Source organism: Fischerella sp. PCC 9605 (assembly GCF_000517105.1).
Classification (GTDB): Bacteria; Cyanobacteriota; Cyanobacteriia; order Cyanobacteriales; family Nostocaceae; genus PCC9605.
Window position 1 is genome coordinate 1,255,724 of record NZ_KI912149.1, and the last position, 13,263, is coordinate 1,268,986.

The window sequence follows — 13,263 nt, forward strand, 5'->3', positions numbered from 1 at the left end:
CAAAAAATGTCCTCCTATGAAGTTCATCTTTAAGGAAATCCTTAGAAATCTTTTTGCATCTTAATAAAGGCAATTCTTGATATCGTTGTTAATAAGATATATCCGTAAAAGCCTTTTAATACAGTATTTTTACTGAATTAGTCCTCGGATTTATCTAGCTAAATTCGCAGTGAATTGAGTATTTGGTAGGAATAATGCAGAGTTTTGCAAATAAACATCTACTTGATTAACAAAAAAAATTAGTCTTAATTTTTACAACTAAAAATTCATTAGGTTTCACTGTTGAGGTGCAAATGAACATTCGCACCCCAGTTCCTAAAATAGAGAAAATACTCCTTAAGATAGAGAGTACTCCCCACGGGATCATTGCTCACTGGGGGAGTGATTGAGCTTATATCACTTGAGTAAATCAAAGGATTTGACTTCTAATACAGGGCCAATCATCGCCGTTGTCATCACATCTTCACGCACATTGCCTGTGACTTTGGCTTTTTGTCCTGCCTGGAGTAAATTTTTGTCAGCACCTCTAAGGATTTCGTAGGTAACGCCCTCATCAGTAACTAATGCCCAAGCACCAGTACCAATATCACGGCGTTGGATGGTTCCTGTAACTGTGATGCTCATAGTGGTAATGGTTCTAAGAAGGTAATGAGAGATTGGGGTTAGTAGTTAGTGGTTAGTGGTTGTAGAGACGTGCCATGGCACGTCTGTACATTGGTTAGTGGTTAGTGGTTGGTTGTTAATTTTTACCACTATCCACTAACTATTACCTATCACTGGTTTTTCACAGCTAAATTAGCAAGACCAAAACATAGTAGGGCATTAACAATCAGGAAGACACGAGCCAACATACCACTTCCCAATCCCCAAACGGCCGGATCTAAAATCGCACTGATTCCCAAACACGCCGCTACACCCAAGGATGAACCGATCGCAAACCATTTCCATTGCGGATGCCCAAGTAGCAGTGCTATCAACGCAATGGGAATAAGTACGCTGGCAAACAATGGGTTTAGCGCACCGGTTCCTTGAAGTGCATTACCGAGTTCGGGAATTGAACTGCCCAATAAACGGAAAGGCCACTGGGGCAAGTCAAAGATGTAGATTGGCTTCAGGAAGAATAATCCAGAACTACCAGCAATCAACCCACTAGATAAAGTCCAACTCCAAGCAAACGGGAAGTAAACCCGTAAAAACCAAGCCAGCAGATAAGAACCCAATACCATCAAAATCTTGGGTAACAATGCCACAGCACCGCCATCAATCCAGAAGCCGGGGTTGAGATAGCCGTTATCCCGCAGCCAGCGGAAAAAGTCTTGGAAGCTGATTTGTCCGCGTATAGCACGTTGCACTGCTGCTTCAGCATTTAGTTGCCCAGCACCATAGTAATTTAATCCATCATCCTCGATGCTTCTGGCTGATTCCTTGAGTACCTGTAAAACTTCATCTGGTTCGTTCACACCAGCGGCTTCAATCAGCGCGGCTACACCTGCAACATGAGGGGAAGCCATGCTTGTACCCTGCAAGCCAATAAACACTGCGTCACCAGTTTCGGGATCGATAGTTTGTTGCAAAACTTTACCCGCATCACTGCCACCAGGAGCAGAAATATCAACCCCAGCACCAAAGTTAGAATAGGGGGCTTTTTCTCCATCTGGCCCCAATGCCGAGACGCCGATAACGTGGGGATAACGCGCCGGATAAGAAGCAGAATTCTGGCTTTCGTTACCAGCTGCTGCAACTATAACTACGCCTTTGTTGTGGGCGTATTCTATTGCTTCTTTCATCAGCTGGCTTTCACCACCACCACCCAAGCTCATATTAATTACATTTGCGCCATTATCAGCAGCAAACTTAATCGCTTCGGCAATATCAGCAACGGTACCACCACCATACTCATTGAGTACCTTCAATGGCATCAAATTGGCTTCGTAGGCAATTCCTGCTACACCATAGTAGTTATTAGTCGCTTCAGCGATCGTACCAGCAACGTGGGTGCCGTGTCCGTTGTCGTCTTTGGCTTCTTTTCGGTCATTAACAAAGTCGTAGCCTTCGACAAACTTAGTCTCTACCAAGTCGCGCACGCGGGTAATACCAGTGTCAATCACCGCTACCGTCACGCCACTGCCTTTTGTTTCTTTCCATGCACCAACAACACCGATATTGTGCAAATGCCATTGCTTGCTGTACATTGGGTCGTTAGGTTCGTTTGCAGTAGACGGAAACTGTTTGCCCTGTTCAGATCGATTAAATTCACCCTCTCTCGTAACTTCATCCAGTGGGGGAATTCTATAAATATAGTTAGGCTCAATAAATTCCGTCGCTTTGGCAATTTTAGACTTTCGCAGTTCTCTCAGTCGCTGTTTATCGCCTTTGATAATATACACATTATCCCGAGCAGAAAATTTATTATCTAATTGGGGTGTGACATTATACTTTTGGGCGATCGCTGCCAAATTCTCCTGCAATACCTCTTTAGGAATATCTTCCTGAAAATTCAACAAAATTGTGTCAAATTCACCTTTCGCTGCCAGTCCTTGAACACTCAAGAAACCAAACGCGGCAGCACTAAGCCCGATGACAAACAAGCACAATAATAAAAGCCTTCTCATATCAAGTCATCACCGCTTTTTGCCAGTTTGTTTCACTACCATAACTTATACAGCCCCCTAGTGGCTCTATATTTGCAGAATAGTTACACATTGGAGAATGGGGAATGGGCTTCACTTGGGGCAAGGGCAAAGGTAAAAAGGTAAAGAGATTTTTCTTTCCTTTCCCCCTTTTCCTTTCACCTTTTCCCCTCTTGTTTAGTTTTGTCCCTTAACCTTTTCCCCAGCACTTTTTTCTTACTTCTATTGAGTTGAATCCATCATGGAACGTGGTCTTTTGTGGCTGCCTTTGTTAGCAGCGTTTTTCTGGTTAGCTTGGCAAGGTTCCAAGGAATATCAAAAGATTGAAGCTTATCGTACTTGGGCAGAACAGTTTGACAAAGCTAAGTACGATATCTATGCTGTTTTAGGTCAAAAAGGTGACTTAATCACTTGGGGAAAACCCACGCCTAAAGGCCCGATTAAGTTAGAAACATTTTCTTTGCATGATATTCAAGAAATATGCCTTGTGGTAGACGACAGAACTATAGATACAGAAAAACTACCAGAAAAAGGTCGAGCGATTGAGTTGGAATTTGTATTTCGCGAACCTACGAAATCGGTACGAATTCCGTTTACAGAAATTCCTTTAGCAGCAGAATGGGGTAAGTATTTACAGAGGCAATTACACCAGATCAAGTCGGAACTAATTGAATAATTCTACAGTCTAATTAGTTATGCCTGATGTGAATTAAGGCTACGATCAAAATCGTGTTTCTGACATCTTGCACCATTTGATTGGAAGAGCCAGAGGCTCTAAATTCTCGTTACCAGGTTCAACCTGGTAACGAGGGTTAATAACACCCACTAACATTGCATGAGTTTATGATGTTTGCAGGTTAGTGAAGTAAATATACTTTATCCATACGAAACCTCTGATTCCCCCTAGCGCTTCCAAAAAAGGAGAGTTGGGGGGATCATCTTTCACAAATATTTGAAAAATAGTATGAGTATGTTGGCATATGAAACATGTTATCCAGATTTTTGGTCTTTTATTAGTACTTAATGCTTGCACTGTTCCAGCTGATACTGATGCTCAAACCACTAATAATACAGTTAAAAATTGTCCAAAAAGTGCGGTTGTCTCTTTGCCTGTACCAGGAGAACAGGAAAGCTTTTATGACAGGTTTGATTTTCACGTTCGCAATATTGTAGCAGATGCTAATACAGTGAAATTTCAAACTAGAAAGCAAGATTTTGTTTTCTGTCGAGGTAACAACACTTGGACGGTGCAACCAGGAACTTTACCTGAAAATTTAAAACAGCAATATTATCCAGAATATTCTCAAGATTTCAAGACTATCCAAGTTCAGGGTAAATCCTATAAATATAGAGTTGTTAGAGAAGCATCAGTACCAACAGTACCAAATCCAAGTAAGGATAAAGTTGTATTTGAACTAATTACTCCTAATAGTAAAAAACCTCAGCAACAAATTTTATACACTCTGAAAGATTTACGGCAAAAAACAAATACTGGAACTCAAATAGGTCTTTCTCGGATTACAGCTGCCGTCATTTATGGAAATCAGATCTGGTGGTCAGTTGCTTTTGAGCAAGGTGAAGGTAATGATGGTATCGCTACTATTGTTGGTTACGATCCACAAGCAAATCAATTTACGCTCATTCAACCACAGGGACTTCTGTCGCATCAAATTACCGATCTAGCTGTTACCGGAGATGCTAATAATCCAACGTTTTGGATGGGTACACAAATCAGTGGTGAAGGTAATCCCTATCTTCCTGCTAAAGGATTGGTTTCTTACCGTCCTAATCCACAAAATCTAAATTCCGGTAATTTAACTTCTTATAATGTTCACAATAGTCCTTTAGTTGGGGCGATTCCTGACAAACTAAAGCTAGAAAATAATACGCTTTGGGTTGGTACGGGTAACGGTGTTTGTCAAGTCAATTTGCAAGCACCTGACAATCCTAAAAGTTGGTCTTGTTGGCGATTTGCGGTAATAGCTAAATTACCAAAAGCAGGTTTACCGCTTTACAGTCAATTATCAAATCAATCTCCAGCTTTGACTTTATCTCCTGCTAAAGATGGCGCAACAGTTGAAGTACTCTGGTGGAGCCCAATAGACTTTGAAACTCGTAAAGGTCGTTATGAAGTCAGAACTGAAAAAGGCTTTACAGTAAAGCTAGATCAAGGTGCAAGTCTAGATAAATTCCGGCGATTTTTACCGCCAGGAAAACCGCCTGTACGCTGGCCTGGTTTTGAATGGCATTGGAATGGGCAACGCTTCGTGCGAGGATTTGATGAAGTGGCTTTGAATTACGTTGGCGGCGGGCCTTGGGGTATTGGTGTTACTCTTGAACCTACAAGTGGTAAGAGAACTGCAAATGCAATTCGCGGTGATTTGGAGTTACTGAAGATTTCGCCAAAATCCACTAGCGTTAAATACTACTCTGGCTGGGTTGATGAAACCAAGCTGAATCCTTATTTAACGGTTCTACCGCAAACACAACCGCAAAATCAAAAACCGAATCCGCTAGAAGCGATCGCGAAAAAAATAGGGCTGGGGGAATGGGTGAAAATGCTGAATCTTGAAAATTTCATAATTCATAATTCATAATTCATAATTTTTATAAAACCTATGAACACCGAAATAACATCCAATGTACCCGTTGCTTTAACCATTGCCGGTTCTGATAGTGGTGGTGGTGCGGGAATTCAAGCGGATTTACGCACCTTTGCCTTTCACTGTGTCCACGGTACTAGCGCTATCACCTGCGTCACAGCCCAAAATACTTTGGGCGTTATGCGCGTTGATGCCATGCCATCGGAGGCGGTTGTTGCCCAAATTCAGGCAGTATGTAAGGATATTGGTGTACAAGCGGCAAAAACCGGTATGTTACTCAACAATGAAATTATTGCCGCCGTCGCCAAGCAGGTAGAAAGTTTACAAATTAAAAATTTAGTGGTCGATCCGGTGATGGTGTCGCGTACGGGGGCACAATTAATTGATGATGACGCTATCAAATCTCTCCGCAATGCGCTCATACCCATAGCAGCAATTATTACACCAAATCGCTACGAAGCACAGATTTTGAGCGGTATAGAAATTAACTCTCTAGATGAAATGAGGGCAGCTGCCCACATGATTCACCGGAATTGCAAGGCTAAAGTTGTGTTAGTCAAGGGTGGTGGTATGCCGGGAAATGGGCGTGGTGTTGATATCTGGTTTGATGGGCAAAAGCTGGAAACTCTGACCACAAAACAAGTAGATACGAAAAATACCCACGGGACTGGTTGTACTTTGTCGGCGGCGATCGCAGCGAATCTGGCACGCGGTGATGATTTATTAACAGCGGTGCGACAAGCAAAGGAGTATGTCACTAATGCACTCTCTCACGCCCTAAATATAGGCAAGGGACAAGGCCCTGTGGGACATTTTTATCCATTATGGCGATCGCACGATTTTGTAAATTAAAAATCTTTGCTCTTAGGGAATTTTTCTATTATTCTTGGGCATAGTTTGTCTTATTTTTTGCTTATAAACTACAAATGCGAGCAGTTAACGGTTCTTTTTACAACCATAAATCACCAAGTACAAACACCCAAACTTACTCACCTTCTGTACCCCTGTCTGTATACCGAGACTTGGCAGCAGAGTTGCAAGCCGCACAGGCAAAGATAGATACCCTGATCGCCCAAAATCACCAATTAGCGCAAGAAAATCAACTTCTGCGGCAAGAAATTACTAAAACTGTTCAGTCTGTTTTACATCTGCAAAATTTGCTCGATCCTTCTACTCCGGCTAGGTATCAGCAAGTACCCCAAAGGCAAGAACCAGTAGACACACAGCCGCCTCCGCAGGCAAGCAGGAGACAGGAGGGGGCAGGGGGCAGGGGGCAGGGAGCAGGGGGCAAAAAACAGAAGACACCAGACACTCAGCGACTTTCGCAGGTAGGCAAGAGGCAGCAGCCTCCCCGTAGGCGTCCACCCGTTATTTATACAGAGATGGAATTTCCTGTTCCCATGACAGAACCAGTGTTTCTGGAAGAACAGCAAGTTGTAGCTTATCCAGTCAGTGAATCAGAAGCTGAAGGAATTAATGCTTGGTGGATGTTTCTGGCGATCGCATTCATAATACTTTTGGGTTTTGGTGCTGGCTATTTGGTCGTGCGTCCCTTGTTTGAGCATCATACTCGCTAGCAAAATCACTTTCTGAATCTAGGAGTCCTTTTTTTGCTCACTGAACATGATTATTTTGTTATAAAAGCTACAAAATAATGAGAAACTGAGGATGAAACTACCGAATCGTCACAGTAAAGATTATGGAAGTAAGCAATGCTGACTATTCTATTGTCATCAAATGTCATGGGATGAACAGTTCATACATTCAGCATTTTGTGTAAATTAATTCTTTTTTACAATTATGGGTTGCACCACCAGTTAAAGCTTTGGACAAAGGATCTGGTTATATATATAGAAGCTACTAGAAAACAGGAGATAAAAAATGAAAAAAGTAGAAGCTATCATCCGTCCCTTTAAGCTTGACGAAGTAAAAATTGCTCTAGTCAATGCTGGTATAGTTGGCATGACCGTTTCTGAAGTACGGGGATTTGGACGCCAGAAAGGGCAAACAGAACGCTATCGGGGTTCGGAGTACACTGTTGAGTTTCTGCAAAAACTCAAACTGGAAATTGTCGTTGAAGACAACCAAGTGGATATGGTTGTCGAGAAAATTATCGCCGCTGCCCGGACTGGTGAAATCGGCGATGGTAAAATATTCATCTCGCCAGTTGAGCAAGTGGTGCGGATTCGGACTGGGGAAAAGAATACAGAAGCTGTTTAAATTTGTTACTTGTTGGTAGTTGGTAGTTGGTAGTTGCTTGGAACAAACAACAAACAACTAACAACAAACAACTAACGACTAAGCACCGGACGCAGACAATCTTTACAACCCAACTGACCATCTCTATAACGTTCCGGTGCAGCGACTTGTTATACAGCGATCGCGACAATCGACACGATCGACGTATCAACAGATTCTTGTTCTGTGCAGCTGAACTGACGGTTTCAGATTCTAGCATTACAAGTACTAAACCATCGAAGTAACTGGATAGTTGTAACTCTCTTTTACTACTACACCATCCTTCCAATAGCCAATAGAGATTTGGTTGCTCTTTGTATCAACTATTTGATCGTCAACTTTGACAGTGTAATCATTGTACCAGTTGGAAATTACTACAAAGTCATAATTTTTATCTGCTGAAACAGCAATGTCTTGACTAATTAATTTTGATTCTCTGAACTCAACCAACATTTCTTTGAAAAAGACTTCTCTCCCCTTGCGACACTCTTGTTTACCAGTGGTGATGGTTCCATCACCTTCAATCATCACAATGTTCTCAGAGTAGTACTTTTCCAACGCTACTGACGTTTGGAACGTAACAACTAGGTTGTTGATATCTGCTAGCTTGATTTTTAGTTCTTCAAGTGTCATAAATCGCATCCTATCGATAATGCTGCAACTACGCGCTAACCGATAACCGAAGCTGTATAACAACTATCAATCAAGAACTTCTAAATTTGGTAGCTTTTGAAGTAAAGCCGTAAAAGCCTTGCCTCGATGGCTAATTGCGCGCTTCAATTCTGGCGTCATCTCAGCAAAGGTCATTTGTTTTTCTGGGACGTAAAAAATCGGATCGTAGCCAAAACCACCATTACCACGGGGTGTATGCAGAATTTCACCAGGACAAACTCCTTCTGATTGTAGCGCGATCGCACCATCAGGACGAGCGATCGCCACTGCACACACAAATTGGGCTTGCCGCTGCACTTCGTCGCCCAACTCCCTCAATAGCCTGGCAATGCGTTCGGCATCGGTTTTGCCGTAACGTGCAGAGTACACTCCTGGTGCGCCATTGAGGGCATTTACTTGTAAACCGGAATCATCTGCGATCGCCCAGTTACCTGTCGCTTTGGCAACTTGGGATGCTTTGAGGCAGGCATTAGCAGCAAAGGTATCGCCTGTTTCCTCAATGTCCAAGTCTTCAGGTTTGAGTGTTAATTCCCAACCAGAATCAGATAGGTAAGCTTGCATTTCCCGCAATTTACCTGGATTTCCTGTGGCTACTACGAGTAATTTAGTCATTGTTTAAGAGTCAAAAGTCAAAAGTCAAAAGTCAAGAGTCAAGATTTTTACACTGGACTTTGGACTCTTGACTCTGGACTAATACCTAATATTATTCTGCCCACTGCTTCGCCCAAGCCAAAGTTTGATGCACCTGTTGGAGTGTGGGAGCTTCACAGTAGAGACGCAAAACGGGTTCAGTACCACTAAAACGAATCATTAACCAGCTTTGATCTGCAAGGCGGAATTTATAACCGTCTATTGTTTGGCAATCAATTACTGCTTGTCCTGAAATTTGCTTTAGTGGTTCCTTTTGTAATTGTTCCAAAAGGCGACCCCGCACTTCCATACTTGCCAAAGGTAAATCGATGCGATCGTATGCAGAAGTGAAGTCAGTTTGTTCTTGCAGACAGCGGTAATAATCACTTAAATCCAGACCTGATTCAATGATCGCTTCTAGTACGTATAATGCCGATAAGAGTGCATCTCGTTCGGGAATATGGCTACCATAACCAATTCCTCCCGACTCTTCACCACCCAGCAACACTTGGCTTGCTAGCATTCTATCAGCGATGTACTTGTAGCCAACTGGTGTCTCAAATACTGAGAGTTTGTGTAATGCAGCAACGCGGGGAATTAAGTCAGAACCACTGACAGTTTTGACAATTTCTCCGCTAAAGCCTCGCCGTAGGGTCAGGTGGTCGATTAAGATTGGGATCAAAATTTGCGAACTCAGGAAGTTACCTGCACTATCCACAGCTGCAACGCGATCGCAGTCACCATCAAAAACCAATCCCACCGTTAAACCTGTGGGATGTTTTTCTCGGTGTGTCTTCATCACCCCAAACAGACGGGAAAGGTATTTCGGTAATGGTTCTGGTGCACCGCCTTCAAAAGTAGGATCGCGATCGCTATTAATCTCTCTGACTTCATTGCCAAGCAGCATCGCCAGTCCACCAGCCGCTGCACCATGCATCACATCAGCAAATACCGTCAGTTTGTTAGAGGTTATTGCTTCGCGAATTTTAGCAATATTGACTTTACTTTCTAGTTCTTGACAATAACTTTCCCACGGGTTAAATTTGTATATCTTGCCTGGAGTCAGAGCAGGTGGCACTTCCTCCTCCAAAAGTGATTCTATCTCTTTGGTAACTTCTGGTGGTACGGAACCACCATACGCACTCTTAACTTTTAATCCCAAATATTGACCTGGATTGTGACTGGCAGTGATTACCAATGCTCCCAAAGCGTTGTGTTGCTTGGCTGCCCAACTAAAAGCTGGAGTTGGCGCATAGGTTTCGCTAAACACTACATCAAACCCAACAGCGGAAACAACATCAGCTACTTTCTGAGCAAAATCTTCTGCCATAAAACGGCGATCATAACCGACTACAATTGTCCGGTTGCCGACTTTTGTTCCATATGTATTAAATAGCACTTTTGCGGCAATTGGCGCGACCAACGCGAGACGTTCAAAAGTGAAGTCGTCGCCAATCACGCCGCGCCAGCCATCTGTACCAAATTTGATTGATTTAGCTGCAACTGGCATCGAGGTATCCCTACTTCCGTTTAGGAGGATTGTAACATTTACACAGGGCACCCAGTAACAAAAGATTTAAGTATAAAAAGTATTGCGAGCAAACGCTCCCGTATGGTGACTGATAATCAAGTTAGAGTGTTCCCCAGTGTCTGGAAAATTAAGAATAGGGAATAAGAGAGTGGGAGAGTGGGGGAGTGGGGGAATAATTATTAACCACTAACCACTAACCACTAACTACTAACTACTAACTAATGACTATTGACTATTGACTTAAATATTGAACCTCCCTAATAGAATTTTCTATCAAGGAGGTATAATAAATTACAATTATTTAACACCCTGATTTTTTCTAGAAATCATCCAGAAACTGACTCAGGCGGCTAATTACGGGGTCAACCTCTTGGGGAGGCGTGACAGCAGCAGAAGTGGTAATAGTTTGATTTACTACTTCTAGTGCTGGTGCTGATTGTGTCGGTGACTGAATGACTTGTGCTTGATTAACCACGATCGCCAACTGTGCCACTTGTTGGCTAAGTTGCGTCAGATGGCGTTCCATCATCTCCAATCGATTAGATTCCTTGGCGAAAAAACGTTCCTCAAGGTCAGCCAATTGCCTGTATAGTTCAGCGATTTGTGGTTCTACTCCTAGTGTCGGTGTTGGTTGCGGAGTAGGCGGCGGGCTTGGTCGTACGGATTCCGGTACGCATAAAGATTGCCACAAGGCTTCTTTACAGAGGTCGCTGAAAGTTTTGTTGGGGTCTTTTTCCAAATGGCTTTCGACAAGCGCCAACAAACTTTCGTCCGCCACCCCTGGATTGAACGTAACCGATTTCACTACCTTTTTTGACCATTGGAACATTATTTTTAAGCCCTAGAAGAGCGATTGGAGGATAGCTGTGCCTCTGCATAAATGTACTGACCTAGAGCATTAGCTTGTCGAGATGGCGAAGCTAAGTGGGCATTAATCTTTGCTTCTTTCAAGAGACGTTGAACGTCTTCCCAGAAAAATTCCCCACCGCCACCAGTGAGAATCACATCGGTGACGCGCTCTGGTAGCCATGCTAACACACGGCTGCAAATTTCACGCGAAAACATCTCTATTAAATTGGGGAGAAAATCATCGAGGTTGGTAGGCTTACCAGCGCCTCTGGGACGGTAGAAGCGATCGCCCTTGGGTCGATTCACAGCAGCAATCAAAGCCAGAGATTGGCTATCAGCGCTCTCAATTTCAGCGGCTACTAGTTCATAAAACTTGCTCATGCCAAAGTCTTCGCTCTTAGAAGCACCTCGGGCGAAGCGGAAGTTATCCACCATCAAGCAATCGATTGTTTGGTGTCCAATATCAACAATTGCCACAGATACTTTAGTAAAATCGGGCATTGCAGCACCTTTTTTGGGTTGGGCTTCACACCACAACAGACTGCCATAGCCTTCTGGCATTACCCAAACTTTGTTGATGTTCAGCGAGACAGGTTCGCCGCGAAAGTTCATTACATGAGGGCCACTCAATTGGCTGATTAATTGGGCTTTTTCCTTTTCAAACTGTTCTTGAGAAAGATACGGCAGACCCAAAACAACTGAAATATCATCTTTCAGCTTAAAGTAACCAGCACAAGCCAAGGTTTTTATCAGTGCGTCTTCAACTTTAGATTGACCTACTCCCAAATTAGCACCAAAATCTGCCGCCAGTTGACCTACAGCATAGCCACTGCCTTGATACTCCAACCACAGATCCATTAAGGGATCTGTGGCGCGGGCTTCAAAAACGCCACCCCGCACTTGTTCCATTGACATTTCCTTAACGTTGGCAGAGACAAAAATCACATTTCCTGGCTCGCGAGTAACACCAGCTTTTGTGGAAGTTCTACCTAAATCAACACTGAGAATTTTTTTACTAGTGCTGTTGCTTGTTGGTATGGGAGTAGCATTAATCGGAGTAGAAGCCGATACCCTATTCATGGGTATGGCAGCGGCATTCATAGGGGTGGCTGCGGAAGGTTGGTCTGTCATGAAAGCTCCTAGTACTTACTTAAATTCAAAAAGTTACCATGCTCATCTTACATAAATGCGTGCGTGTATCAGAAATTCTTGGTAGCGTTCACACATAGCTGAAAACATGCCAAAAATTACTGAACCTGTGAGTGTGAGCTAGTTTGCCAAGGCTGTGCTGGTGAAAGCCAAATAGTAAGACATTGGTAGCGTTTTGTCATGAGTAACGCCACTTTTTACACCAAAAAGCCTTTTTTTGTAGATTTTAATTGAGGGCAAGTTTTTTATCTTCTCCTGGGTTTGCGCTTCCGTTGTAATACCAAGGCAAGAAATACCAAAAGTATACCCCCAAGCACAATTTTTGATACAGGAGCAAGGTACTTGTCCACAAGTTCATATTGACTACCCAACACGTATCCTGAGTATGTTAGCAAACCTACCCAGCAAGCGCTACCCACGGTTGTATAAAATATAAAAGATGGTAAAGACATATCGCAGATGCCTGCGGGAACGGATATCAAGGTACGTATTCCTGGCACAAGGCGACCCATCAGCACAGCTTTTTTACCTTGTTTATCGAACCAGTGCTTGGACTTGATAATATCTTTGCTAGATATACCCAACCACTTGCCGTATCTATCAGCCCAGGCTTGCAAGCGAATTTCGCCAAACAATTTACCAGGGTAATACCAGATGATTGCGCCCAGTACGGAACCCAACAGCCCTGCAAAAAATACACCAAAGACATTGAGCTTTGCCCCTGGTATATTTGCTGTATATCCTGCCAGTGGCATAATCAATTCTGAAGGGATAGGAGGAAAGAGGTTCTCTAGGAACATCAGCAGAGCGATTCCCACATAGCCTAGGGATTCGATAGTAGTCTTGATCCAATCGGTCATGAAGTCGATTCCTAAAAACTGCGACAGAAGTCTTTTTGTTAAAAAGGTTGGTTGTTGTTGGTTGTTTGCTGTTCGTTCCAAGCAATCACCAACTACCAACA

Annotated in this window: 13 protein-coding genes; 5 read left to right on the forward strand and 8 right to left on the reverse strand. The window is 43.1% G+C overall.

The annotated features are described in order from the left end of the window. Nucleotides 1–396 precede the first annotated feature (396 nt). Nucleotides 397–624 carry a hypothetical protein gene (locus FIS9605_RS0120410; protein ID WP_026734249.1) on the reverse strand — a complete coding sequence of 76 codons (228 nt, stop codon included), beginning with the start codon at nt 622–624 and terminating at the stop codon, nt 397–399. 149 nt (nt 625–773) lie between these two features. Further along, entirely contained in the window at nt 774–2,612 is a 1,839-nt protein-coding gene (locus FIS9605_RS0120415; protein WP_026734250.1) for a DUF5942 domain-containing protein, read from the reverse strand. 259 nt (nt 2,613–2,871) lie between these two features. Between FIS9605_RS0120415 and FIS9605_RS0120420 the strand changes: the two genes are divergently transcribed. The 5 genes from FIS9605_RS0120420 (at nt 2,872) to FIS9605_RS0120440 (ending at nt 7,453) form a co-directional block, all read left to right on the forward strand. Beyond that, nucleotides 2,872–3,306 (forward strand): hypothetical protein, encoded by a 435-nt coding sequence (locus tag FIS9605_RS0120420; protein WP_026734251.1) that lies wholly within the window; start codon nt 2,872–2,874, stop codon nt 3,304–3,306. A gap of 304 nt (nt 3,307–3,610) precedes the next feature. Further along, entirely contained in the window at nt 3,611–5,227 is a 1,617-nt protein-coding gene (locus tag FIS9605_RS0120425) for a hypothetical protein (RefSeq protein WP_026734252.1), read from the forward strand. A 21-nt stretch (nt 5,228–5,248) separates the two neighbouring features. Further along, nucleotides 5,249–6,085: a bifunctional hydroxymethylpyrimidine kinase/phosphomethylpyrimidine kinase gene (thiD, locus tag FIS9605_RS0120430; RefSeq protein WP_026734253.1), complete on the forward strand. Its 837-nt coding sequence runs from the start codon at nt 5,249–5,251 to the stop codon at nt 6,083–6,085. Between the two features lie 74 nt (nt 6,086–6,159). Next, complete coding sequence (locus tag FIS9605_RS0120435) at nt 6,160–6,810, forward strand: hypothetical protein (protein ID WP_026734254.1); 651 nt, start codon at nt 6,160–6,162, stop codon at nt 6,808–6,810. Nucleotides 6,811–7,114: 304 nt separating this feature from the next. Beyond that, nucleotides 7,115–7,453 (forward strand): P-II family nitrogen regulator, encoded by a 339-nt coding sequence (locus tag FIS9605_RS0120440; protein ID WP_026734255.1) that lies wholly within the window; start codon nt 7,115–7,117, stop codon nt 7,451–7,453. A 246-nt stretch (nt 7,454–7,699) separates the two neighbouring features. Here FIS9605_RS0120440 and FIS9605_RS39895 read toward each other — a convergent pair whose 3' ends face one another. The 6 genes from FIS9605_RS39895 to FIS9605_RS0120470 all read right to left on the reverse strand — a co-directional run bounded on the left by FIS9605_RS39895 (nt 7,700) and on the right by FIS9605_RS0120470 (nt 13,162). Then, nucleotides 7,700–8,104, reverse strand: coding sequence for a hypothetical protein (locus FIS9605_RS39895; protein WP_051470084.1), 405 nt, complete (start codon nt 8,102–8,104; stop codon nt 7,700–7,702). Between the two features lie 66 nt (nt 8,105–8,170). Then, a complete protein-coding gene (rdgB, locus tag FIS9605_RS0120450; protein WP_026734256.1) occupies nt 8,171–8,755 on the reverse strand; it encodes an RdgB/HAM1 family non-canonical purine NTP pyrophosphatase in 585 nt (194 codons plus the stop codon). Between the two features lie 91 nt (nt 8,756–8,846). Next, a complete protein-coding gene (locus FIS9605_RS0120455; protein ID WP_026734257.1) occupies nt 8,847–10,283 on the reverse strand; it encodes a phosphoglucomutase/phosphomannomutase family protein in 1,437 nt (478 codons plus the stop codon). 340 nt (nt 10,284–10,623) lie between these two features. Further along, a complete protein-coding gene (locus FIS9605_RS0120460; RefSeq protein WP_026734258.1) occupies nt 10,624–11,133 on the reverse strand; it encodes a hypothetical protein in 510 nt (169 codons plus the stop codon). A 5-nt stretch (nt 11,134–11,138) separates the two neighbouring features. Further along, nucleotides 11,139–12,284 carry a ParM/StbA family protein gene (locus FIS9605_RS0120465; protein WP_026734259.1) on the reverse strand — a complete coding sequence of 382 codons (1,146 nt, stop codon included), beginning with the start codon at nt 12,282–12,284 and terminating at the stop codon, nt 11,139–11,141. Nucleotides 12,285–12,547: 263 nt separating this feature from the next. Further along, nucleotides 12,548–13,162 (reverse strand): DedA family protein, encoded by a 615-nt coding sequence (locus FIS9605_RS0120470; protein WP_026734260.1) that lies wholly within the window; start codon nt 13,160–13,162, stop codon nt 12,548–12,550. Between the last annotated feature and the right edge of the window lie 101 nt (nt 13,163–13,263).

What these genes read in the sequence shown, in the direction of transcription:
- FIS9605_RS0120410 (WP_026734249.1), bottom strand. Translation starts at nt 624, where the DNA reads ATGAGCATCACAGTTACAGGAACCATCCAACGCCGTGATATTGGTACT.
- FIS9605_RS0120415 (WP_026734250.1), bottom strand. Translation starts at nt 2,612, where the DNA reads ATGAGAAGGCTTTTATTATTGTGCTTGTTTGTCATCGGGCTTAGTGCT.
- FIS9605_RS0120420 (WP_026734251.1), top strand. Translation starts at nt 2,872, where the DNA reads ATGGAACGTGGTCTTTTGTGGCTGCCTTTGTTAGCAGCGTTTTTCTGG.
- FIS9605_RS0120425 (WP_026734252.1), top strand. Translation starts at nt 3,611, where the DNA reads ATGAAACATGTTATCCAGATTTTTGGTCTTTTATTAGTACTTAATGCT.
- thiD (WP_026734253.1), top strand. Translation starts at nt 5,249, where the DNA reads ATGAACACCGAAATAACATCCAATGTACCCGTTGCTTTAACCATTGCC.
- FIS9605_RS0120435 (WP_026734254.1), top strand. Translation starts at nt 6,160, where the DNA reads ATGCGAGCAGTTAACGGTTCTTTTTACAACCATAAATCACCAAGTACA.
- FIS9605_RS0120440 (WP_026734255.1), top strand. Translation starts at nt 7,115, where the DNA reads ATGAAAAAAGTAGAAGCTATCATCCGTCCCTTTAAGCTTGACGAAGTA.
- FIS9605_RS39895 (WP_051470084.1), bottom strand. Translation starts at nt 8,104, where the DNA reads ATGACACTTGAAGAACTAAAAATCAAGCTAGCAGATATCAACAACCTA.
- rdgB (WP_026734256.1), bottom strand. Translation starts at nt 8,755, where the DNA reads ATGACTAAATTACTCGTAGTAGCCACAGGAAATCCAGGTAAATTGCGG.
- FIS9605_RS0120455 (WP_026734257.1), bottom strand. Translation starts at nt 10,283, where the DNA reads ATGCCAGTTGCAGCTAAATCAATCAAATTTGGTACAGATGGCTGGCGC.
- FIS9605_RS0120460 (WP_026734258.1), bottom strand. Translation starts at nt 11,133, where the DNA reads ATGTTCCAATGGTCAAAAAAGGTAGTGAAATCGGTTACGTTCAATCCA.
- FIS9605_RS0120465 (WP_026734259.1), bottom strand. Translation starts at nt 12,284, where the DNA reads ATGACAGACCAACCTTCCGCAGCCACCCCTATGAATGCCGCTGCCATA.
- FIS9605_RS0120470 (WP_026734260.1), bottom strand. Translation starts at nt 13,162, where the DNA reads ATGACCGATTGGATCAAGACTACTATCGAATCCCTAGGCTATGTGGGA.